This window comes from Comamonas thiooxydans, assembly GCF_002157685.2.
GTDB classification, from domain to species: Bacteria; Pseudomonadota; Gammaproteobacteria; order Burkholderiales; family Burkholderiaceae_C; genus Comamonas; species Comamonas testosteroni_H.
The window spans coordinates 1,212,306-1,233,984 of record NZ_AP026738.1 but is presented as its reverse complement, the minus strand read 5'-3'; the positions used below and the strand labels follow the sequence as shown (position 1 = coordinate 1,233,984).

Below are 21,679 nucleotides of genomic sequence, written 5' to 3'. Positions count from 1 at the left end.
GAACCTTGCAAGTTACGGCGGACTCAACCCTTGAGGGCGTTGAGATCTTCCGCATCGATGCTTGTCTTGTTACGGAACAGCAGCACCAAGATCGCCAGACCGATGGCCGATTCAGCAGCAGCCACTGTCAGGATGAAAAATACGAACACCTGGCCGTGCATGTCGCCCAGATAGCTGGAAAACGCGACAAAGTTCATGTTCACGGCCAACAGCATCAGCTCGATGGCCATGAGCAAGACGATCAGGTTCTTGCGGTTCAGAAAGATGCCAACCACGGAGAGTGCAAACAGCATGGCACCCAGCGTCAGGAAGTGGCCCAAAGTCAGCGTCATGCTTTTGTCTCCACAGCAGGCGCTGCAGCCGCGGCTTCAGCGTCAGGTTTTTGTGCAGGCTTGGTGCTGTCGACCTTGACCAGCTTGATGCGGTCAGAGGCGCGTACACGAATTTGATCCGCAGGGTTCATGGCCTTGCTGTCCTTGCGCTTGCGCAGCGTCAGGGCAATTGCGGCAATCATGGCCACCAGCAGGATCACGGCCGCAATTTCCACGGGATACAGGTATTCCGTGTACAGCAGCTTGCCCAGAGCCTGTGTGTTCGAGTAAGGAACGGTCTGGCCGGCTGCATTGACCATGGTCGCACCAACAGCCTTGGCGTCTTCGACGTCGCCGAAACCGCCCATCAGCACCATGCCCATTTCAAAGGCGATCAGCACACCGATCAGGGCTGCAAACGGGAAATGCTTCCAGAAGCCGCGGCGCATGGAGTCGATACGGATATCGAGCATCATCACCACGAACAGGAACAGCACCATCACAGCGCCCAGATAGACCAGCACCAGAGCGATGCCGAGGAATTCAGCCTTGAGCAGCAGCCAGATGGCAGCAGCTTGCGAGAAGGCCAGAATCAGATTGAGCACGGCGTGCACAGGGTTGCGAGCCGTGACAACCCGGAAGGCTGCAAACAGCAGCACGACCGAGAACAGATAGAAAAAACCAGTTTTGGCGTCCATGGATCGAATCTTTTCAAGTGATCAAGGAGCCGCTTCAGCGGTACTTGGCATCTGCTGCCTTGTTGGCAGCGATCTCGGCTTCATAACGGTCACCCACTGCCAGGAGCATGTCCTTGGTGAAGTAGAGATCACCGCGCTTTTCGCCGTGGTATTCGAAGATGTGCGTCTCCACGATGGAGTCCACCGGGCAGCTTTCTTCGCAGAAGCCGCAGAAGATGCACTTGGTCAGATCGATGTCATAGCGCGTGGTACGGCGCGAGCCGTCGTCACGCACATCGGACTCGATGGTGATGGCCATGGCAGGGCACACGGCTTCGCAAAGCTTGCAGGCAATGCAGCGCTCTTCGCCGTTTTCGTAACGGCGCAGGGCGTGCAGACCACGGAAGCGTGGCGACTGAGGTGTTTTTTCCTCAGGGAACTGCACCGTGATCTTGCGACGGAAGGTGTAGCGGCCAGTGAGGGCCATGCCCTTGGCCAGTTCCCAGAGCATGAAGCTCTTGAGGAAATCCTTGAAGGAGAAAGGTGTTGCAGCTACTGCAGACATACGTACTCCGCTTATTTCCAGATGTTCCAGGGCGAGTACAGCCAAGCACCCACAACCACCAGCCACACCAAGGTGACGGGAATGAAGATCTTCCAACCCAGACGCATGATCTGGTCATAACGGAAGCGCGGGAAGGTAGCGCGAATCCAGATGAAGCACGACACCACCAGGAAGGTCTTGATCGCCAGCCAGATCCAACCGGGGATGAAACCCAGGAAGTCGAACGGAGGCAACCAGCCGCCCAGGAACATGATCACGGCCAGGATGGAGACCAGCCACATGCTCGCGTATTCGGCCAGGAAGAAGACCGCAAAGCCCATGCCCGAGTACTCGACCATGTGACCTGCCACGATTTCGGCTTCGCCTTCGACCACGTCAAACGGGTGACGGTTGGTTTCGGCAACGACCGAGATCAGGTAGACGATGAAGATGGGCAGCAGAGGCAGCCAGTTCCAGGACAGGATGCTCATGCCCATGGATGCGAACTGGCCTTGACCCTGGCTCATCACGATGGCCGAGAGATTCATGCTGCCCGTGACCATGATGACCACCAGGAAACAGAAGCCCAGCGCGATTTCGTAGCTCACCATCTGAGCCGAGGCACGCAGCGCGCCCAGGAAGGCGTACTTGGAGTTGGAAGCCCAGCCCGCAATGATCACGCCATAGACTTCGATGGAAGTGATGGCCATCAGCAGCAGCAGGCCCGCGTTCACGTTGGCCAGAGCCACATCGGGAGCGAAGGGAATCACCACCCAGGCCGCCAGGGCCGGCATGATGGCCATGACGGGGCCCACATAGAACAGGCCCTTGGCAGCTGCCGTGGGCTGAATCAGTTCCTTGGTCAGCAGCTTCAGGCCGTCAGCCAGAGGCTGCAGCAGACCCGACGGACCCACGCGGTTGGGGCCCAGACGGATTTGCATGAAACCCAGCAGCTTGCGTTCCCACAATGTGAGGTAGGCCACGGCACCCATCAGGGGAGCCACGATGGCCACGATGCCGAGCAGAATCCAGATGACGGGCCAGGCCACATCGGTCCAGAAAGGAGCAGCGGACAGGCCCGCACCCCAGGCTTTCAATGCGTCGATCATGCGGCGCCTCCCTCACGAACCTGACGAGCGTCAGCCGTCAATTGCAGCGACGTAGCGCGGCGCACGATGCTGTCGAGCTGGTAAATGCTGGCGACTGCAGGTGCAGTCACATTGCCGGCGGGCACTGCGCTCACGGCCTGGGCCGCGTTGCTCAGCACATTGGCAGGCACTTGGGCAGCGCTGCCGGTGGCCGCAGCCAGCACGTCCTGCGACGTCTCATAGTCAATGCCCGGCACACCCATCAGGTTGGCCAGCACGCGCAGCACCTTCCATGCGGGACGTGTGTCGGCCAGAGGCTTGACCACGGCGTGGAAGCTCTGCAGACGGCCTTCGGCGTTGACGAAGCTGCCCGAGGTTTCCGTGAACGGAGCAATGGGCAGCAGCACATCGCTGAATTCCAGATTGGCCTTGAAGGGGCTCAGTGTCACCACCATCTCGGCCTTGTTCAGACCGGCGATGGCTGCCTTGCCGGCAGCGCTGTCGAACTCGGGCTCGTTGTTCAGCAAGATGGCAGCCTTCAGGCCACCGTCAATCATCTGAGCCGCATTCAGACCGTTGCCAGCAGGCATGGCCTTGACCCATTGCGCGCCCACGGTGTTGGCAGCTTCGGTCAGATAGCCCACGGCAGCGCCAGTCTGCTCGGCAACCCAGCTGGCCAGAGCCAGCAGTGCAGAAGCCTGAGCATGGTGCGCTGCGGCATTGCCCAGCAGCACAGCCTTTTGCTCGCCGGCCAGCAATGCAGCGGCAATCGCCTTGGCTTCATCATGGGCCTGACCGGCCACGGGTGCCGAGACACCCTTGGCTTCGGCCACGGCAGCAGCCACATCGGCCAGAGCCTGAGCCCAGTCGCCGGCAGCAACCACCGAGGCGTTGACGAGCAAGGCCCAGTCATGGACGCGATCATTGATGGCGAAGACCTTGCAGCCCTTCTTGGCAGCCTGGCGAATGCGCTGTGCGAACAGCGGATGGTCCTTGCGCAGGTTGGAGCCCACGATCAGAGCCGACTGCAGATTGCTCAATGCAGCGATGGGCAGACCCAGCCACTGCACGCCTTGCGTGGCAGCGAACTCGGCATTGCGCAGACGGTAGTCGATGTTCTCGCTACCGATGCCGCGCACCAGCTTGCCGGCCAGGAACAGCTCTTCCACCGTGCTGTGAGGGCTGACCAGAGCGCCGATGGCACTGGCGCCATGGTTGCTCTTGATCTGCTGCAGGCCGTTGGCCACATATTCGAGAGCGGTCTGCCAGTCGACTTCCTTCCACTCGCCACCCTGCTTGAGCATGGGCTTGGTGAGGCGTTCGTCGCTGTTCAGCGCTTCATAGGAGAAGCGGTCGCGGTCAGCAATCCAGCATTCGTTGACTTCTTCGTTCTCGAAGGGCACAACGCGCATGACCTTGTGGTTCTTGACCTGAACGATCAGGTTGGCGCCTGTGGAGTCGTGCGGAGCCACCGACTTGCGGCGCGACAGTTCCCAGGTACGGGCGCTGTAGCGGAAGGGCTTGCTGGTCAACGCGCCCACGGGGCAGATGTCGATCATATTGCCCGACAGCTCGGAGTCCACGCTATCGCCCACCACGGTGGTGATCTCGGAATGCTCGCCGCGGTGAATCATGCCCAGCTCCATGACGCCGGCCACTTCCTGGCCAAAGCGCACGCAACGGGTGCAGTGAATGCAGCGGCTCATTTCCTCCATGGAAATCAGCGGCCCCACGTTCTTGTGGAACACCACGCGCTTTTCTTCTTCGTAGCGCGAAGAGCTGCTGCCATAACCCACTGCCAGATCCTGGAGCTGGCATTCGCCGCCCTGGTCGCAGATGGGGCAGTCCAGCGGGTGATTGATGAGCAGAAACTCCATCACCGACTGTTGTGCCTTGATGGCCTTCTCGCTCTTGGTGCGCACGATCATGCCTTGCGTCACTGGCGTGGCGCAGGCGGGCATGGGCTTGGGAGCCTTTTCCACATCCACAAGGCACATGCGGCAGTTGGCCGCAATGGATAGCTTCTTGTGGTAGCAGAAGTGAGGAATATAGGTGCCGGCCTTCTCGGCTGCATGCATGACCATGCTGCCTTCAGTCACCTCGACCTTTTTTCCGTCCAGTTCAATTTCAACCATATGCTTGTCTCGCGATCAGGCGCTCATGCAGCCTGTTTGGAAGCGTTCTGGATCTTCGCTTCGAACTCGTGGCGGAAGTGCTTGATCATGGCGCGAACCGGCATGGCTGCCGCGTCGCCGAGCGCACAGATGGTGCGGCCCATGATGTTCACGGATACCGAGTCCAACAGCTCGATATCTTCCGGACGGCCTTCGCCGTGCTGAATACGGTTCACCACGCGCCACAGCCAGCCCGTACCTTCACGGCAGGGCGTGCACTGGCCGCAGGACTCGTGCGAATAGAAGTACGACAGACGCAGCAGGCACTCGACCATGTCGCGCGAATCATCCATCACGATCACTGCACCCGAACCCAGCATGGAACCGGCCTTGGAGATGGAGTCATAGTCCATCGTGCAGTCCATGATGATGTCGGCAGGCAGCACGGGCGACGAAGAGCCGCCGGGGATCACGGCCTTGAGCTTGCGACCGGTGCGCACACCGCCCGCCAGTTCCAGCAGCTTGCTGAAAGGCGTGCCCATGGGAACTTCGTAGTTGCCAGGCAGGTTCACGTCGCCGCTGACCGAGAAGATCTTGGTGCCGCCGTTATTGGGCTTGCCGCATTCCAGATAGGCCTGGCCACCGTTGCGGATGATCCAAGGAACGGCTGCGAAAGTCTCGGTGTTGTTGATGGTCGTGGGCTTGCCGTACAGACCGAAGCTGGCGGGGAATGGCGGCTTGAAGCGAGGCTGGCCCTTCTTGCCTTCCAGCGATTCCAGCAGCGCGGTTTCCTCGCCGCAGATATAGGCGCCAAAGCCATGGTGGGCATGCAGCTGGAAGCTGAAGCTGCTGCCCAGGATGTTGTCACCCAGATAGCCGGCCGCGCGGGCTTCTTCCAGGGCTGCTTCGAAGCGATCATAGACTTCGAAGATTTCGCCGTGGATGTAGTTGTAGCCGATGCTGATGCCCATCGCGAAAGCGGCAATGATCATGCCTTCGATCACGATGTGCGGGTTGAACATCAGGATGTCGCGGTCCTTGCAGGTACCGGGCTCACCCTCGTCCGAGTTGCAGACCAGATGCTTCTGACCGGGGAACTGGCGGGGCATGAAGCTCCACTTCAGCCCCGTGGGGAAGCCTGCACCGCCACGGCCGCGCAGGCCGGATTCCTTGAGCGTCGCGATGACCTGATCTTGTGTCAGACCTTCGCCGCCATCCTTGCCCAGCAGCTTGCGCAGGGCCTGATAGCCACCGCGTGCTTCATAGTCCTTGATGGACCAGTTGCTGCCGTTCAGATCTGCATAGATCTGAGGGTTGATGTGACGATCGTGGAAGCAGGTTTCATTGCCGGTCGATGCGAACTTGGCCAGCACGGCATTGGCGGCAGGATTGTTCAGAATCGTGCTCATGCCTTGCCCTCCGCTGCGCGCAGGCCGTCGACCAGCTCGTCGAGCTTTTCATTGCTCATGAAGCTGCACATGCAACGGTCGTTGACCAGCATCACGGGCGAATCGGCGCAGGCGCCCAGGCACTCGGACTGCTGCAGCGTGAACAGGCCATCCTTGGTGGTCTCGCCCATCTTGATGCCCAGCTTGTGCTCCAGGTGGTGCAAGGCCTTGTAGCCGTCGCGCAGCTGGCATGGCAGATTGGTGCAGACATTGAGCTTGTACTTGCCAACGGGTTGCTGGTTGTACATGTTGTAGAAAGTGGTGACTTCGTGCACCGCAATCTCGGCCATGCCCAGGACTTCGGCAATCACTGCCTCGCTTTCCTGGCTGACCCAGCCCTGCTCCTGCTGCACGATAGACAGGCAAGCCATGACGGCAGACTGTTTCTGGTCAGCCGGATACTTTGCCACCTCACGCGCAAAGCGTTCTCTGGTCGCTTCGGTAATCATCGGTCAACGTCTCCAAACACGATGTCCAGGGTACTGAGCACCATCACGGCGTCAGCCAGCATATGGCCACGGCTCAGTTCATCGAGAGCAGCCATGTGCGCAAATCCTGGTGGACGAATCTTCAGTCGATAGGGCTTGTTGGCACCATCGCTGATCAAATAAATGCCGAACTCACCCTTGGGATGCTCGACGGAAGCATAAGCCTCGCCTTCGGGAACCTTGAAGCCTTCGGTAAAGAGCTTGAAGTGGTGAATCAGCTCTTCCATGTTGGACTTCATGGCTTCACGGCTTGCGGGCGCAACCTTGTGATTGTCCGTGATCACCGGGCCGGGATTGACACGCAGCCAGTCCACGCATTGCTTGATGATCTTGTTGGACTCGCGCATCTCGGCCATGCGAACCAGATAGCGGTCGTAGCAGTCGCCCGTGGCACCCACCGGAATATCGAAGTCCAGCTTGTCGTAGACCTCGTAGGGCTGGGTCTTGCGCATGTCCCAGGGCAGGCCCGAGGCACGCAGCATGGGACCGGTCAGGCCCAGATTGATGGCACGCTCTGCAGACACCACACCGATGCCGACGTTACGCTGCTTCCAGATACGGTTGTCGGTCAGCAGGGTTTCGTACTCGTCCGCGCACTTGGGGAAGCGCTGCGTGAAAGCGTCGATGAAGTCCAGCATCGAACCCTTGCGGTCTTCGTTCATGGCCTCCATGGAGCGCACATTGCGCACCTTGCTGGCCTTGTACTGGGGCATGCTGTCCGGCAGATCGCGGTACACGCCACCAGGACGGAAGTAGGCCGCGTGCATGCGTGCACCCGACACCGCTTCGTACATGTCCATCAGCGCTTCACGCTCGCGGAAGCTGTAGATCAGGATGGTCGAGCTGCCGGCATCGTTGCCCGAGGAACCCAGCCACATCAGGTGATTCATGATGCGGGTGATTTCCGAGAACATCACACGGATGTACTGGGCGCGGATGGGCACTTCGATGCCCATCAGCTTTTCGATGGCCAGGCAGTAAGCATGCTCGTTGCTCATCATCGAGCAGTAATCCAGGCGGTCCATATAGGGCAGCGACTGGATATAGGTCTTGCTTTCGGCCAGCTTTTCGGTCGCGCGGTGCAGCAGACCGATGTGCGGGTCGGCGCGCTGCACCACTTCGCCATCGAGCTCCAACACCAGACGCAGCACACCGTGCGCTGCCGGGTGCTGCGGACCAAAGTTCAGGGAATAGTTCTTGATTTCAGCCATGGTCTTCCGTCAAAAGGCGACGCGCGCCTTTAGTGCAGGCCTCCGCCATAGTTTTCTTCACGAATGATGCGCGGCGTGATTTCGCGCGGCTCGATCGTGACGGGCTGGTACACCACACGTTGCTGTTCGGCGTCGTAGCGCATTTCCACGTGACCGGACAGGGGGAAATCCTTGCGGAACGGATGGCCGATGAAGCCATAGTCAGTCAGGATTCGGCGCAGGTCTTCGTGACCTTCGAACACGATGCCGAACAGATCGAAGGCTTCGCGCTCGAACCAGTTGGCCGAGTTCCAGATCGGATTGATCGAAGCCACCACGGGGAAATCGTCATCGGCACAGTACACGCGCACACGCAGACGCTGGTTCAGCGTCAGGGACATCAGATGGGACACCACGGCAAAACGCGGACCGTCCTTGCCGACTTCCGCATAAGTGGAGTAGTCCACGCCGCACAGGTCCAGCAGCATCTCGAACTGGCAGTCCGGAGCGTTGCGCAGGATCTGCATCACGTCCAGATACTGGCCGGCAGACACTTCCACCGTCACTTCGCCGTAGGCCAGAGTGACAGAGCGCACCTTGTCACCCAAGGCAGCCGTAACCACATCCCGAAGCTTTTCGGGGTGAATAGCAATTGCAGTCATCTCAGCCCTTTAAACGCGAGCGATGGTGTGGGTACGACGAATCTTCTGCTGCAGCTGGATGATGCCGTAGATCAGCGCTTCCGCTGTCGGAGGGCAACCAGGCACATAGACGTCGACGGGAACAATGCGATCGCAACCGCGCACCACCGAGTAGCTGTAGTGATAGTAACCACCACCATTGGCACAGGAGCCCATGGAGATGACCCAGCGCGGCTCGGACATCTGGTCATAGACCTTGCGCATCGCGGGAGCCATCTTGTTGCACAGCGTACCGGCAACAATCATCAGGTCAGAGTGGCGGGGGCTGGCACGGAACACTTCGGAGCCGAAGCGACCGATGTCATAGCGGGCAGCAGCAGCGTGCATCATCTCCACCGCACAGCAGGCCAGGCCAAATGTCATGGGCCAGATCGACCCTGTCTTGGCCCAGTTCACCACCGTGTCATAACTGGTGGTGACGAAGCCTTCCTTCATCACGCCTTCGATCATCGTGTTTCCTCAGAAAAGCTGCTTATTCCCAATCCAGGGCGCCTTTTTTCCACTCGTAGGCAAAGCCCACGACCAGAATGGCCAGGAAAATCAGGACAGCAACAAAACCCACGCCGCCGACATCTTTGAGTGCGACAGCCCAGGGCAGCAGAAATGCGATTTCCAAGTCGAACAGAATGAACAGGATGGCGACCAGGTAGTAGCGCACATCAAACTTCATTCGAGCGTCTTCAAACGCCTCGAAACCGCATTCGTAGGGGGAGTTCTTGGCAGCATCAGGGCGGTTTGGACCCAGCACGTAGCCGAGCACCAGGGGTACAACACCCACAGCCATGCCAATAAGAATGAACAGAAGAACGGGAAGGTACTGATCGATGTTCATCGAGTGGGCCTTGTTATGAAAACATGCCTCACCGATCACTGCCTGATCAGCAGGGCAGGTTTTTAGTTATGTGTTGGTGCCGTCGGCGAGACTCGAACTCGCACAGCTTTCGCCACTACCCCCTCAAGATAGCGTGTCTACCAATTCCACCACGACGGCTTCGTCTCAAAGTCCGGCAATCTCTGGAACCTTCGTTGCAAAGATTCTGATCCCCAGACAATCCCTAGATTCTAGCCTGAAAAACCCCACTCTTCGGGGTTCTTCAGGATTTTCTCAAATTATTTTGTTGGGATCTGGGCTGCGCCCTCTGCAGGAGCAGCAGGAGGCACGGCTGTATCACCAGCAGCTGCGGGCGGCACATTGGCAGCAGGCGCAGGAGCCGACACAGGAGCAGCGCCCTCAAGCACACTGCCCGAGCTCACTGGGCGAGCGTTGCCCAGATAAGCCAGTGCCAATGTCGCAACAAAGAACACCGTGGCCAGAGCGGCCGTGGAGCGCGACAGGAAGTTGGCACTGCCCGAGGCGCCAAACAGGCTGCCCGACGAACCACTGCCAAAGGAAGCACCCATATCGGCACCCTTGCCGTGCTGCATGAGGATGAGGCCGATCATGCCCAGAGCGGCCAGCATCTGGACCGCGAGAATGACGCTGGAAAAGACGTTCATATCAAAACCTAAAAGTCTGAATCATTGCGCACCGCACCGAAGTGCGGCGCAGACGAATTATTGCGCTGCCGCAATAATGGTGAGGAAATCCGGGGCCTTGAGAGCAGCGCCACCGATCAGGCCACCGTCAATATCGGCCTGAGCCAGCAGCTGCGCCGCATTGCCGGCATTCATGCTGCCGCCATAAAGCAGGGGCACGCGGTCAGCCTTGTCGCTGGCCGCCGCCAGCTGCGCCCGCAGCACGGCATGCACCTGCTGGGCCTGCTCGGGAGTGGCAGTCTTGCCGGTGCCAATGGCCCAGACAGGCTCATAGGCCACGACCAGCTCGCTCACGCAGTGGCCGACCTGATGAATCACGGCTGCCAGCTGACGCTTGACCACGGCCTCGGTCTGACCCGCTTCACGCTCCGCCAGGGTCTCGCCCACGCAGACGATGGGCGTGATGCCCTTGGCCAGCGCGGCCTGGGCCTTGGCAGCGACCACGACATCGGTCTCGCCATGATACTGACGACGCTCGGAGTGACCGACCAGCGCATAGCGCACGCCGAACTCCTTGAGCATGGCGGCGGAAGTTTCGCCCGTGAATGCGCCCTGCTCGTGCTGGGAGACATCCTGTGCGCCCACTCCAATGGAAGTACCCGCAAGTTCCGCCTGGACCTGAGCCAGATAGGGCGCAGGAGCAGCCACGGCCACGCCCGCCTTGTTGTCAGCAGGCAAGCCCTGCTTGATGGCCTGCAGCAAAGCGGCATTGGCAGCCAGGCTGCCGTTCATCTTCCAGTTGCCAACAATGAGTTTTTGCTTCATGTTTCCCAAGTCAAAACGATTTTTCCGGTGTGCTGGCTGGATTCCATCAGCGCATGAGCCTGCGCCGCATCAGCAGCATCGAATTCACGATAAATGGCTGGGCGCACCTTGCCGGACTCCAGCAGGGGCCAGACATTGCGCTTGAGCGCCTCGGCGATCGCCGCCTTGAAGGCCACGGAGCGCGGGCGCAAGGTGGAGCCGGTCACGGTCAGTCGCTTGCGCAGCACCAGGCCGGCATCGAACTCGGCCTTGACGCCGCCCTGCACCGCGATGATGACCAGACGGCCATCAGGAGCCAGGCATTGGACTTCGCGCGCCACATAGCTGCCGGCGACCATGTCGAGGATGACGTTGACGCCCTCGCCCGCCGTGATGCGCTGCACTTCTGCCGCAAAATCCTGTGTCTTGTAGTTGATGGCGTGGTCGGCACCGAGCTTGAGGCAGTCATCACACTTGGCATCACTGCCTGCCGTGACAATGACCGTCGCGCCCCAGGCCTTGGCCAACTGAATCGCCGTCACGCCAATGCCGCTGCTGCCGCCCTGCACCAGCAATGTTTCGCCGGGCTGCAGAGCTCCCCGGTCGAACACATTGCTCCAGACCGTGAAAAAGGTCTCGGGCAAGGCAGCCGCCTGCACGTCGCTGAAGCCCGCAGGCACCGGCAGGCACTGGTCCACGGGCGCAGCGCAGAAGCTCGCATAGCCGCCACCAGCCACCAGCGCGCAGACGCGGTCGCCAAGCTTGAAGCCCGCCTTGGCCATGGCCGCCTCGTCGCCCGCCACGATCACACCCGCCACCTCCAGCCCCGGAAGATCGGAGGCTCCGGCAGGCGGTGCGTAATGGCCTTTGCGCTGCAGCACATCGGGGCGGTTGATGCCGCTCGCTGCAACGCGAATCAGCACCTCCCCCTCAGCCGCCACCGGCATGGGACGTACACCCATGCGCAGCACGTCTGGCGCACCATAGCTGGTGATTTCCACCGCTCGCATTGTGTTGGCTTCCATAGTCAGGCTTTGCTCTATCAAAGAAATCAGGCTCAAACGCTTATGCAGAAAGCGCTAGCAGCTACAAATCAGGATCAGCCAGCAAACGACAAAACAGGAGACCGCCTCACGACGGCCTCCTGTCAGCCATTACTGCTGCTGTTGCTGCTGCTCGTCAGCGGCTGCGCGGTTTTCACGTGGCTCGCGGTTCTCGCGGGGTTCGCGATTCTGGCGAGGGGCACGTTCGCGGTACTCGCGATCGCCACGGGGTTCACGCGGCTCGCGCTCGGGCATACCGGCGGGACGCTCGGTCAGTGCCTTCATGGACAGCTTGACACGACCCTTGTCGTCGGTTTCCAGAACCTTGACCTTGACCACTTGACCTTCTTGCAGGTAGTCGGTGACCTTTTCCACGCGCTCGTGGGCGATCTGGCTGATGTGCAGCAGACCATCCTTGCCGGGCAGCAGGTTGACCAGGGCACCGAATTCCAGGATCTTAACGATCGGGCCTTCGTAGATCTTGCCGATCTCGACTTCGGCCGTGATCTGCTCGATACGCAGCTTGGCGGCCTCGGCCTTGGCGCCGTCGGTGGCGGCGATGGTGATGGTGCCGTCTTCCTCGATGTTGATCTGGGTGCCGGTCTCTTCGGTCAGCGCACGGATGGTGGCGCCGCCCTTGCCGATCACGTCACGGATCTTCTCGGGGTTGATCTTCATGGTGTAGAGCTTGGGCGCGAAGCTGGAGACTTCGGTCTTGGCTTCACCCATGGCTTCCTGCATCTTACCCAGGATGTGCATGCGCGCTTCCTTGGCCTGAGCCAGGGCGACCTGCATGATTTCCTTGGTGATGCCCTGGATCTTGATGTCCATCTGCAGGGCAGTGATGCCGTTGGTCGTACCGGCCACCTTGAAGTCCATGTCACCCAGGTGATCTTCGTCACCCAGGATGTCGGTCAGCACGGCGAACTTGTTGTCTTCCTTGATCAGACCCATGGCGATACCGGCCACATGCGCCTTCATGGGCACGCCGGCGTCCATCATGGACAGGCAGCCGCCGCAGACCGAAGCCATGGACGAGGAACCGTTGGACTCGGTGATTTCCGACACCACGCGGATGGTGTAGGGGAATTCTTCCTTGGTCGGCAGGCAAGCGGCCAGAGCGCGCTTGGCCAGACGGCCGTGGCCGATTTCGCGGCGCTTGGTCGAGCCCATGCGGCCCACTTCGCCGGTGGCAAAGGGAGGCATGTTGTAGTGGAACAGGAAGCGGTCTTCGAACTCGCCAGCCAGCGCGTCGATCTTCTGAGCGTCGCGCTCGGTACCCAGCGTGGAGATCACCAGGGCCTGGGTTTCACCACGCGTGAACAGTGCGGAGCCGTGAGTGCGGGGCAGCACGGAGGAACGGATCTCGATGGGACGCACGGTACGGGTGTCGCGGCCGTCGATACGGGGCTCGCCCGCCAGGATCTGCGAACGCACGATGCCGGCTTCGATGTCGAACAGCATGCCTTCAACCTTGACGCCGTCGAACGCCACGCCTTGCTCGGTCAAGGCGGCCTTGACGTCGGCGTAGGCAGTGCGGCAAGCCAGGGTACGCACCTGCTTGTTGCGCTCCTGGTAAGCGGCGCGCAGCTTGGCTTCACCCAGCTCGACCACCTTGGCGATCAGCGCTTCGTCCTTGGCGGGAGCAGTCCAGTCCCATGCGGGCTTGCCGCCTTCGCGCACCAGGTCATGGATGGCGTCGATGGCGATCTTGCCTTGCTCGTGGCCGAACACCACGGCGCCCAGCATCACTTCTTCAGGCAGTTGCAGGGCTTCGGATTCCACCATCAGCACGGCGGATTCGGTACCAGCAACGACCAGATCCATCTGCGAATCCTTGCGCTGGGTCTGACCGGGGTTCAGCACGTATTCGCCATTGATGTAACCCACGCGGGCTGCACCAATAGGGCCGTTGAAAGGCAGGCCCGACACTGCCAGGGCAGCGGAGACAGCAATCATGGCAGCGATGTCGGCGTCGACTTCGGGGTTCAGCGAGATGGTGTGGATGACCACATGCACGTCGTTGTAGAAGCCTTCGGGGAACAGGGGACGGATGGGACGGTCGATCAGACGCGAGGTCAGAGTCTCCAGCTCGGAAGGCTTGGCTTCGCGCTTGAAGAAGCTGCCGGGGATCTTGCCGGCGGCATAGGTCTTCTCGATGTAGTCAACGGTCAGGGGGAAGAAGTCCTGGCCGGCCTTGGCGATCTTGGAACCCACGACAGTGGCCAGCACCACGGTGTCGTCGATGTTGACCAGCACGGCGCCGGAGGCCTGACGGGCGATTTCGCCGGTTTCCATGGTGACCGTATGCTGGCCCCACTGGAAGGTCTTGGTAACTTTGTTGAACATGGTCATGGTGACTCCTTTATGAATAGCTGGATGCGCCCATCCAGTCTTGATTTGGAGTGCAAACAGAACACGATGCCATTCCAGTGTTGCGCTACGCGCTATAAATAGTGCAGCATTGGAATGACACAGCTTCGCTCTGCTTTGCGAACTCCGAAGTAAAAAACGCCTGAGCTAGGCAATCTAACTCAGGCGTTTCGATCTTTCACCGTGCTTACTTGCGCAGGCCCAGCTTGGCGATCAGTGCTGTGTAGCGGTCAGCGTCCTTGGACTTCAGGTAGTCCAGCAGCTTGCGGCGGCGGCTCACCATGCGCAGCAGACCGCGACGACCGTGGTGGTCCTTGGCGTTAGCCTTGAAGTGGGGAGTCAGTTCGTTGATGCGAGCTGTCAGCAGAGCCACTTGCACTTCGGGGCTACCAGTGTCGTTTTCGGAACGAGCATTGGCCTTGACAACTTCAGCCTTCTTATCGGCAGCGATCATTTTGTTTTCCTTAGGATTTGGCACTCGACGAGGAGCACCTTGGTTACTTGCGCCAAGGCTGGAAAGGCCTCAGCGTGCGTCTTGCACCATGCAAAACCCAGCGATTATATCAAGAGGCTGTCCAGCCCGGCAAAGCACCACTCAAGGCCAGTCGGCCATGCTATTGGCGTCTGGCCTTTCCCTCTGGTTTTGCCGGCTTTGCCAAACCAGCCCGCAAGCAGACAATGAACCCGTCCACCGCCCTGCTCACCACTACTGAGGATGCCCCATGGCCCGCCGTCAAGCTTGCTCCTCACTTCAGCAACTGAGCATCACCGTAACTTTAGTCGCTCTGATCCTCGCACTGCCCACGCACAATGCCGAGGCCGGCGGGCGCAAAGGCAGCAAGAGCCAGAGCAACAAGGTCAAAATTCAGAACATCCGCAGCAGCTCCGACGAAAGCGCAGCGGAGCGAGACAGGCGTCTTTACCGAGAGTGCAAAGGTAGACCCAACTCAGGAGCTTGTGCCGGATACACAAACAAACGCTGATAGGCATAAGTAGTCAAAACTGATCATGCCCAGCCAGCCGCGCCAGGATACGTAGATCTGTGCCAACAGTTGCCACCTCGTGGAACTCCATGGCCACCGCTTGATCAAGACTGCTAAATGGACCGATAGAAGCCCATTCCATCCCCGCGCCAAGTAACTTTGGAGCAATATAAGCCAGCACCTCATCCACCAAACCTGCCTTCAACAAAGCAGTATTCAATCCCTGGCCGGCTTCGACATGCAGCTCATTGATTTCACGATTAACCGCAAGATCATTCATTAAAAATGACAAATCTACCTGCCCATCTTGATTAGCAGGAGCACTGACAACTGTGACACCCGCGCCTTGAAGTTCTTTGATTTTTTTTTCATCAACAGAGACTGTATAAACAATAGCTTGGCGATTTACATGAAAAATGGAAGATTTTACCGATGCCTTGAGCTGACTATCAACAAGTACCAGCTTTGGCTGTCTTGGTGTCTCGAAGTAGCGCACATCCAGTCGCGGATTGTCTGCAAGCACGGTTCCAACACCCGTTAAAATTGCACATGCCCTGGCACGCCACTCATGTCCATCACATCTGGCATCAGAAGACGTAATCCATTTACTGACACCATTTTCCAATGCCGTCTTCCCATCCAATGAGACTGCGATTTTGGTTCGAACCCAAGGTCTTTTACGCAAAATTCGGCTTAAAAAACCCAAGTTGAGCTCTCGCGAAAGCTCCCCCCCAATACCAACACTCACATCAATACCAGCAGCTCGCAATCGCTGGAAGCCTTGACCAGCCACATTGGGGTTGGGATCCTCCAAAGCAGCAACGACACGCCCGACCCCAGCTCCAATCAACGCATCACAGCAAGGTCCTGTACGACCAAAATGAGCGCAGGGTTCCAAAGTCACATAGGCAGTGGCGCCACGTACATCGTTTCCTCGCTGCTTTGCATCATTGAGAGCAACAACCTCCGCGTGCGGCCCACCAGCCTCCTGTGTTGCACCTTCACCCAATACAACACCATTCTTACCAAGCAACACACAACCTACGCGAGGGTTAGGCGATGTTCGATATAAGGCCCCATGCGCCAAATGCAAAGCACGGCGCATCAACTCAGCATCATCGATCGCGTTCATAGGCACTTTCTCAGCAGACCTCTTCAAAATTCCCGAAAATCACACCGAACCTCATTTCCAGCAGTACTCCAACGCCGCTTTATCAGATGAAAATTTTGAAGAGTCATAGTTTTTCGGAGTTTTTCTTCCATATTGATCCACATCCAAATTACCACATTTATCCGCAGCCATTGAAGAACCATTTTTTCGAGCCAAACTCAAGACAAAGCTTTCAGGCGTTGCCTGATCCACATTCACACTAATCACGTACTGAGCACTACCATCACCCGGCGGCGGAGATTGCTTTAAATTCACGGGAAAAATATCACTCACTGTCTTGCTACTTCCCCGAATGCTGTAATAGCTGTAATTTTCTGAATAAAATCGCTCCATCCATTGTTGAGCCATCAGCATATTCGACTTAGCTTGCGCCCTCTTTGCCTTGGCCATATATTCTGTGTAAGCAGGATATGCGATCGTAGACAGTATGCCGATAACTGCAACAACAATCATTACCTCTATCAAGGTAAATCCGCTTTGAACTATAGATTTTCTCACGGGTAAGTCCTCAATCCAGAAATCTCTCGCCATTGCAAACGAGGGGCATTGCTATAGCACAGCGGAAGATTGGTCGCCCGCCCCACAATATTGACCGAACGCTGTCCAGCCCCACAAACAGGCGCATCTTTAGAGCATTCGCCTCCCGTGCAAGTACAGCCGGCATCGCCAGCAACACACGCAACCTTTGGAGGCCTCAAGCTATTGCGAAAGGGCCCGCCGACCTTGGGATCACTAATAGCAATTCCTGCAATATTTTCATAGAGACCATTGACATTGATCACACCCAGTGTCGCTCTGTCCGGCATCCCGGAAATAGGATCAACGGCATACAGCATATTTCTAGGCATATCACTACAGTCTGTAGATTCTTGGTTTTTTGGTTTTGTACCCACAAAAACAAAAACACCCGCATCATACAAAGGATCACTTACAACAGCCTCACCATTGCCTGGCAAAGGAATAGTCCAGCCATCATACTTACTCCAGTCCATAGCATCTCCCGCCTTGGCCGAGACCGAGCCATCAGAGTTCTGCACAAATTTTCTGCTCAAAATTCTGGCATTCGGTAAAGCCTGGCCGCGATCCCAGATGCCAAATGCAGCCTGATTAATAGCCGTACTCCCAAAGTCGCCCGCTACAAAAGCATTGCCAGTTGCAAAATTCACCATAACACCACCTCTGGCCATGTACACAATCTGCGGTGCAGTTGTGATGGGCAAAGGAGTGACCTGCGCCTGACCATTGACCATTTTTCTATCATTGGCGGTAAACAGCGGTATTGCTGCTTTGGAGGTCGTAGCTTCATCACTAAATGCAGGCTTCCATTTCAACGCATCTGAATCGCTGATATTCACCTTCCAAATATTCCCCTTCAAATCACCCGCATAAACTACATCTGCAGTGCCATCACCATCCAGATCCTCCCAACGAGGACTTGACAGACCGTTCCCAGAACCTGCATCCAGAACAATTTTCTTGTAACGACCAGACCAACTGCCTGCACTTGGCCCATCTACATACAGAAGATACAAAACCGCTTTACCAGAAACCGACCTTTGGCCATTCCCGATAATCATGGCGAACTTCCCATTATTCAATCTTGCAATCGGAGAAGCTTGATTGGACGATCCATGAATGGTCACATCCCCAATCTGATACCCCATATCTGCATCATCAGCGGAAGTAAACTGCCATTTAAAAATACTTGAAGCATTACGCTCCGTCAAATTGGAAATATTGCTTGCATCCAAGGCAAATACTGCTCGACCACCTCTACCCAGGGAGCCGAAAAGATAGGTCCTCCAATCTGCTCCCACCTTGACGTCTGCCGTATATGGATTCCCGTCAACATATGCCCAAACAGAACCTGGCGGAGTCACCTGCGCCGCATTCACAAAATTGGTGCCACTCAATTTCGTGACAACACCATCACCTCGCTGAAGCGGAAGCTCTGCAAGCCTGTTCGCAATGGCTCCTGGCACATAAGAAAAAATTTCTTCACCTGTATCAGAGGCAAAAGCATGCAGCATGCCATCATTGGAACCAACCCAGATTGCAGTTTTTCGAGACCTTTGCGCATTATAGTAAGTCGAATATCCATCAACATTACCCCAAGTTGCAACCGGGCGCTGCTGTAGCCACGGAGAGCTACTAATAATAGGTCCAAGCATATTACCACCGCGAACTCGCAACCCCCCAGCCCCTTCCAAGCTCTGATCGCCACGAATATAGTTAATCAGCAACTGCGCATTGGCATCACTTAGCTTATTTTTGCTCGACGTAGTGATCAAGCTCTTATAGCTGCTATTCATGCTGGCCCAGCGAAATGCCAGACCCGAGGCGTTTCCATCATTGGTAATTATTTCACGAGTGCCCCCAAAATTATTGGCCACCTTTTCCTGTAACTTCTTGCTTGCCTCCCAAGTAGCAGAGTTACCGAAAGTACCATTTTCCTGAATTTTATAGGCCTCCAACTCGCCATTCAGTGCATTACTGTCAAATTTCACCGCATATTTAAATGCACCCTCAACCAGAACAGGAGCAGACATTGCAGGTGCCGCATTAGAGGTATTCGCCATGGCCTCCAACGCACGTCTTAATTGATTTTCGAGAATTTCCGGCCTGCGTGCGAGGAAGTATCCGTCAGGAACACCATCAGAACCATTCGATCCATCTGACTTGTAATGATCCCATGCATCCTGATTCTCTGGCAAAGGTATTTCCGCATATGTTCCATCAGAATTTTTACGACTGGAAGCAAAATATCCATATTTCGCTGCATACCACAAAGGATCCTGTAGCAAAGCGTCACTCACCCCCTGCATCTGAAAAACTTTAGTCACTGGATAGTCTTTATCGACCACGGTCATGTCACCTGAAGACACATTGCACTCAGAATTTCCAGTCAACGTTTTTCCATCGCACAAATAACCTTCTGCCCCCTTCAACATCTTCTCATCTGTTTTGTGCCTATGGGTCAAATATCGGCCATCCTTATCGGTACCCATGATACTGAATCCATGGGTTCCCGTAAATCCCGCACCCACATTAATAATATCAGTAGTCACATTTATGCTATAACCGGTCGAGCTCTTCGAATCATTAATAATATCGTATCGAATAAAACCGGCGATATCCATATCGTAGTCGCCACCAAACAAGGCGTCGTTCCAGGTGACCACAAATGTCCCATACATAGGCCCCGAGCTAATGGACTGAAAAGTCAGCATAGCACCAGGCATGGTCTTCGAGCCGCCAGAATTCCAAAGGCTTTCAGGCGTTATATAAACATATTTTCTCGGATTTGTATTTGGAATTGGAACTTCAATACGTGCGACACCACCCGCCAACGAGGCAGCCATGGTTTTTACCTTTAGCGCATCCTGAACGAAACCTAGATCTGAGGGCGGATTCGTGATATTTCTAATCTTCGAAGTGTTAGCATAAAGCGCAGCACCAGCAACCTGATAAGTGCCACCAATCGCAGGCGCTTCAGGGCATATTCCTGAAACACTCGATAATTGGCTCACCGTTTTTTTGGAGCAAGTCTGTCCAAAGCTAGCGCTCCCATCAACAGATCCAACAGAACGTTGAGTTCCGTGAATTCCCTCTCGGTCACCAATCGTATTCACATAGCTATTTAAACTTCCTTTCCGATTAGGAAGTGTTTCAAAAGGAGTACCGGCCCCTGCATCAAAGCTCAGTGCACTGCTGGACAAGGCCAGCGTATACATGGGCCTGCATATTGGATTTCCGTACATCCCTGTTCGCCTTGCATTACTGGTGGAAAGAGGATCATTCCATCCAACAACACTCAAACCCTTAGCCGTATCCTTCGTTGTGGTTGCAGGATTTGTGGAATTCTTCCCGGAAAAATACTGCAATGCCTGTACAACCATCTCACCAACAGGATTACCCCAAGCAGATAATGTTCCATCCACCATTTCATTAGGTAATTGATTATTGGATCCATCATAATTACTACTATTACGGCCGTATAAAACAAAGCCATCCATTGACTTTATTGCTCCATTTCCCGTAACTCGACCATCACTTAAAACTTTAGAACAGCCAGCACCAGTGGAGTGGCAAAAAACTCCATTTTCCTGGTTGATTTCATCGGAAAAATCCCCCATGTTTCGTCTTAATGCACCGGCCGTTAAATTATTATCATAGCTACCAGTAATCACGCCAAACTCCGAACGAGCCGCGCTATTCACCGTGCTGCCAAGACCAAATTCTTGAAAAATTCCATAAGGCTTAAAGTTTGTCGAAGAAGTTGCAGGAAAGGCTTGACAACGCTCCTCACCCAACAAAGACGGGTTGCACACACGAACACGAACATTCAAGTCCGATGCGGCAGCACTACTCATGGCATAGTCACTAGTTGACGTTGGTTGATTCTCTTCATGAGCAATACCTCCATTGCCCTTATTTACATCCTTAAAATATCTAGATAATTTTTTACCGAAAGTCGTTCCATTCCATTCACAAACAGTTCCGTTTACAGTGCCCCACATGCGGTAATTTCCTTTTGCCAGCCGCATAATTGGATTTCCACCCTCCCCCATCACATCAGAGCGATTGCAAATAGTCAATCCAGAGTAAACCCCGTTATTACTACCCGATGTTTTCGTCAAACTACTTACTGTAAATGGCGTGTAATCACGAATATCGCTCCCAACATAATGCTTCACAAAAGAATGGGAATCCTTGGAAAGATTCGCACGCTCCAATACGGTCGTTGTTACCAGGGATGAATTAGCAGCCTGAACACCATCCTCGAAGCGCTTCCCCCCATAAAGCATTTTTCTAATGACATCAATTCTGGTCATCGTTGCCCAATTGAGGAAATTTCCACTCCACAGAGATTTACTACTCGGACAGGTATAACGACCATCATTTGTTTTTATGGACAGACTATCAGGTTCAAATCTTGAGTTGGAGGTGTAGCTATAACATTTAGAGGAATCAAAATATCCATAGTATTTAAAGGACGGCTTAAATGTCGTATCCAACACCCCATCATCATCTATATCTTCAAAATCAGTATATATTGGACCAAAAAGAGTATGATCCTTGGATGTAGCCAGCATCATCATTGGCTTGCTTGAAGTACTGGCAATATTGGGAGGAATTGCTGCCTGCGGCTCAGAAACCAGCGCCGCAGCGGCATCAGACGTGGCATCGGCTGTCGCATATATGGCATAACTGACAAAAGCCATTCCGATTAGAGATGCCAATGCTATATTTATTTTTTTCATTACC

20 protein-coding genes and 1 tRNA gene are annotated in these 21,679 nt (G+C 56.0%); 1 reads left to right on the top strand and 20 read right to left on the bottom strand.

What is annotated here, in order from left to right; genetic code table 11:
* Nucleotides 1–23: 23 nt before the first annotated feature.
* From nuoK to rpsO, 17 genes are all read right to left on the bottom strand, one after another.
* On the bottom strand, nt 24–332 hold the full coding sequence (gene nuoK / locus CTR2_RS05605; RefSeq protein ID WP_003057821.1) for an NADH-quinone oxidoreductase subunit NuoK: 309 nt from the start codon (nt 330–332) through the stop codon (nt 24–26).
* Nucleotides 329–1,009 (bottom strand): NADH-quinone oxidoreductase subunit J, encoded by a 681-nt coding sequence (locus CTR2_RS05600; protein WP_003076492.1) that lies wholly within the window; start codon nt 1,007–1,009, stop codon nt 329–331. Before CTR2_RS05600 ends, nuoK begins: the two co-directional genes overlap by 4 nt.
* A gap of 34 nt (nt 1,010–1,043) precedes the next feature.
* Entirely contained in the window at nt 1,044–1,553 is a 510-nt protein-coding gene (nuoI, locus tag CTR2_RS05595) for an NADH-quinone oxidoreductase subunit NuoI (RefSeq protein ID WP_003057824.1), read from the bottom strand.
* An 11-nt stretch (nt 1,554–1,564) separates the two neighbouring features.
* Complete coding sequence (nuoH, locus tag CTR2_RS05590) at nt 1,565–2,641, bottom strand: NADH-quinone oxidoreductase subunit NuoH (protein WP_003057825.1); 1,077 nt, start codon at nt 2,639–2,641, stop codon at nt 1,565–1,567.
* Nucleotides 2,638–4,755 carry an NADH-quinone oxidoreductase subunit NuoG gene (gene nuoG / locus CTR2_RS05585; RefSeq protein WP_087084766.1) on the bottom strand — a complete coding sequence of 706 codons (2,118 nt, stop codon included), beginning with the start codon at nt 4,753–4,755 and terminating at the stop codon, nt 2,638–2,640. Before nuoG ends, nuoH begins: the two co-directional genes overlap by 4 nt.
* A 23-nt stretch (nt 4,756–4,778) precedes the next feature.
* On the bottom strand, nt 4,779–6,143 hold the full coding sequence (gene nuoF, locus CTR2_RS05580; protein WP_003057828.1) for an NADH-quinone oxidoreductase subunit NuoF: 1,365 nt from the start codon (nt 6,141–6,143) through the stop codon (nt 4,779–4,781).
* Complete coding sequence (gene nuoE / locus CTR2_RS05575) at nt 6,140–6,631, bottom strand: NADH-quinone oxidoreductase subunit NuoE (protein WP_003057829.1); 492 nt, start codon at nt 6,629–6,631, stop codon at nt 6,140–6,142. The genes nuoF and nuoE overlap by 4 nt, the downstream gene beginning before the upstream one ends.
* Nucleotides 6,628–7,881, bottom strand: a complete 1,254-nt coding sequence (locus tag CTR2_RS05570; protein WP_003057830.1) for an NADH-quinone oxidoreductase subunit D — start codon at nt 7,879–7,881, stop codon at nt 6,628–6,630. The genes nuoE and CTR2_RS05570 overlap by 4 nt, the downstream gene beginning before the upstream one ends.
* 29 nt (nt 7,882–7,910) lie before the next feature.
* A complete protein-coding gene (locus tag CTR2_RS05565; RefSeq protein ID WP_003057831.1) occupies nt 7,911–8,522 on the bottom strand; it encodes an NADH-quinone oxidoreductase subunit C in 612 nt (203 codons plus the stop codon).
* A 9-nt stretch (nt 8,523–8,531) separates the two neighbouring features.
* The gene (locus tag CTR2_RS05560; protein ID WP_003057832.1) at nt 8,532–9,011 is read right to left on the bottom strand and encodes a NuoB/complex I 20 kDa subunit family protein; all 480 of its coding nucleotides are present in this window, start codon (nt 9,009–9,011) and stop codon (nt 8,532–8,534) included.
* Between the two features lie 22 nt (nt 9,012–9,033).
* Nucleotides 9,034–9,393 (bottom strand): NADH-quinone oxidoreductase subunit A, encoded by a 360-nt coding sequence (locus tag CTR2_RS05555; RefSeq protein ID WP_003064381.1) that lies wholly within the window; start codon nt 9,391–9,393, stop codon nt 9,034–9,036.
* A gap of 74 nt (nt 9,394–9,467) precedes the next feature.
* Nucleotides 9,468–9,552, bottom strand: a tRNA-Leu gene (locus CTR2_RS05550).
* Nucleotides 9,553–9,671: 119 nt separating this feature from the next.
* Nucleotides 9,672–10,058 carry a preprotein translocase subunit SecG gene (gene secG, locus CTR2_RS05545; protein ID WP_087084767.1) on the bottom strand — a complete coding sequence of 129 codons (387 nt, stop codon included), beginning with the start codon at nt 10,056–10,058 and terminating at the stop codon, nt 9,672–9,674.
* A gap of 57 nt (nt 10,059–10,115) precedes the next feature.
* Nucleotides 10,116–10,862, bottom strand: coding sequence for a triose-phosphate isomerase (tpiA, locus tag CTR2_RS05540; RefSeq protein ID WP_087084768.1), 747 nt, complete (start codon nt 10,860–10,862; stop codon nt 10,116–10,118).
* On the bottom strand, nt 10,859–11,866 hold the full coding sequence (locus tag CTR2_RS05535; protein ID WP_034349079.1) for an NAD(P)H-quinone oxidoreductase: 1,008 nt from the start codon (nt 11,864–11,866) through the stop codon (nt 10,859–10,861). The genes tpiA and CTR2_RS05535 overlap by 4 nt, the downstream gene beginning before the upstream one ends.
* A gap of 129 nt (nt 11,867–11,995) precedes the next feature.
* Entirely contained in the window at nt 11,996–14,239 is a 2,244-nt protein-coding gene (gene pnp, locus CTR2_RS05530; RefSeq protein WP_087084769.1) for a polyribonucleotide nucleotidyltransferase, read from the bottom strand.
* Nucleotides 14,240–14,444: 205 nt separating this feature from the next.
* Nucleotides 14,445–14,711 carry a 30S ribosomal protein S15 gene (gene rpsO / locus CTR2_RS05525; protein ID WP_003057844.1) on the bottom strand — a complete coding sequence of 89 codons (267 nt, stop codon included), beginning with the start codon at nt 14,709–14,711 and terminating at the stop codon, nt 14,445–14,447.
* A 268-nt stretch (nt 14,712–14,979) separates the two neighbouring features.
* On the opposite strand from rpsO, the gene CTR2_RS27520 reads away from it, so the two are divergent.
* Nucleotides 14,980–15,240 (top strand): hypothetical protein, encoded by a 261-nt coding sequence (locus tag CTR2_RS27520; RefSeq protein ID WP_087084770.1) that lies wholly within the window; start codon nt 14,980–14,982, stop codon nt 15,238–15,240.
* A 13-nt stretch (nt 15,241–15,253) separates the two neighbouring features.
* Here the strand turns inward: CTR2_RS27520 and ribD are convergent, their stop codons facing one another.
* Genes ribD through CTR2_RS05510 form a run of 3 tightly spaced genes read right to left on the bottom strand, consistent with a single transcriptional unit; the run spans nt 15,254 to nt 21,675 of the window.
* Nucleotides 15,254–16,372, bottom strand: a complete 1,119-nt coding sequence (ribD, locus tag CTR2_RS05520) for a bifunctional diaminohydroxyphosphoribosylaminopyrimidine deaminase/5-amino-6-(5-phosphoribosylamino)uracil reductase RibD (RefSeq protein ID WP_254913432.1) — start codon at nt 16,370–16,372, stop codon at nt 15,254–15,256.
* Between the two features lie 51 nt (nt 16,373–16,423).
* A complete protein-coding gene (locus CTR2_RS05515; protein ID WP_176391736.1) occupies nt 16,424–16,909 on the bottom strand; it encodes a type IV pilin protein in 486 nt (161 codons plus the stop codon).
* Nucleotides 16,906–21,675 carry a pilus assembly protein gene (locus CTR2_RS05510; RefSeq protein ID WP_087085231.1) on the bottom strand — a complete coding sequence of 1,590 codons (4,770 nt, stop codon included), beginning with the start codon at nt 21,673–21,675 and terminating at the stop codon, nt 16,906–16,908. Before CTR2_RS05510 ends, CTR2_RS05515 begins: the two co-directional genes overlap by 4 nt.
* Nucleotides 21,676–21,679: the final 4 nt, after the last annotated feature.

What these genes read in the sequence shown, in the direction of transcription:
- nuoK (WP_003057821.1), bottom strand. Translation starts at nt 332, where the DNA reads ATGACGCTGACTTTGGGCCACTTCCTGACGCTGGGTGCCATGCTGTTT.
- CTR2_RS05600 (WP_003076492.1), bottom strand. Translation starts at nt 1,009, where the DNA reads ATGGACGCCAAAACTGGTTTTTTCTATCTGTTCTCGGTCGTGCTGCTG.
- nuoI (WP_003057824.1), bottom strand. Translation starts at nt 1,553, where the DNA reads ATGTCTGCAGTAGCTGCAACACCTTTCTCCTTCAAGGATTTCCTCAAG.
- nuoH (WP_003057825.1), bottom strand. Translation starts at nt 2,641, where the DNA reads ATGATCGACGCATTGAAAGCCTGGGGTGCGGGCCTGTCCGCTGCTCCT.
- nuoG (WP_087084766.1), bottom strand. Translation starts at nt 4,755, where the DNA reads ATGGTTGAAATTGAACTGGACGGAAAAAAGGTCGAGGTGACTGAAGGC.
- nuoF (WP_003057828.1), bottom strand. Translation starts at nt 6,143, where the DNA reads ATGAGCACGATTCTGAACAATCCTGCCGCCAATGCCGTGCTGGCCAAG.
- nuoE (WP_003057829.1), bottom strand. Translation starts at nt 6,631, where the DNA reads ATGATTACCGAAGCGACCAGAGAACGCTTTGCGCGTGAGGTGGCAAAG.
- CTR2_RS05570 (WP_003057830.1), bottom strand. Translation starts at nt 7,881, where the DNA reads ATGGCTGAAATCAAGAACTATTCCCTGAACTTTGGTCCGCAGCACCCG.
- CTR2_RS05565 (WP_003057831.1), bottom strand. Translation starts at nt 8,522, where the DNA reads ATGACTGCAATTGCTATTCACCCCGAAAAGCTTCGGGATGTGGTTACG.
- CTR2_RS05560 (WP_003057832.1), bottom strand. Translation starts at nt 9,011, where the DNA reads ATGATCGAAGGCGTGATGAAGGAAGGCTTCGTCACCACCAGTTATGAC.
- CTR2_RS05555 (WP_003064381.1), bottom strand. Translation starts at nt 9,393, where the DNA reads ATGAACATCGATCAGTACCTTCCCGTTCTTCTGTTCATTCTTATTGGC.
- secG (WP_087084767.1), bottom strand. Translation starts at nt 10,058, where the DNA reads ATGAACGTCTTTTCCAGCGTCATTCTCGCGGTCCAGATGCTGGCCGCT.
- tpiA (WP_087084768.1), bottom strand. Translation starts at nt 10,862, where the DNA reads ATGAAGCAAAAACTCATTGTTGGCAACTGGAAGATGAACGGCAGCCTG.
- CTR2_RS05535 (WP_034349079.1), bottom strand. Translation starts at nt 11,866, where the DNA reads ATGGAAGCCAACACAATGCGAGCGGTGGAAATCACCAGCTATGGTGCG.
- pnp (WP_087084769.1), bottom strand. Translation starts at nt 14,239, where the DNA reads ATGACCATGTTCAACAAAGTTACCAAGACCTTCCAGTGGGGCCAGCAT.
- rpsO (WP_003057844.1), bottom strand. Translation starts at nt 14,711, where the DNA reads ATGATCGCTGCCGATAAGAAGGCTGAAGTTGTCAAGGCCAATGCTCGT.
- CTR2_RS27520 (WP_087084770.1), top strand. Translation starts at nt 14,980, where the DNA reads ATGGCCCGCCGTCAAGCTTGCTCCTCACTTCAGCAACTGAGCATCACC.
- ribD (WP_254913432.1), bottom strand. Translation starts at nt 16,372, where the DNA reads ATGAACGCGATCGATGATGCTGAGTTGATGCGCCGTGCTTTGCATTTG.
- CTR2_RS05510 (WP_087085231.1), bottom strand. Translation starts at nt 21,675, where the DNA reads ATGAAAAAAATAAATATAGCATTGGCATCTCTAATCGGAATGGCTTTT.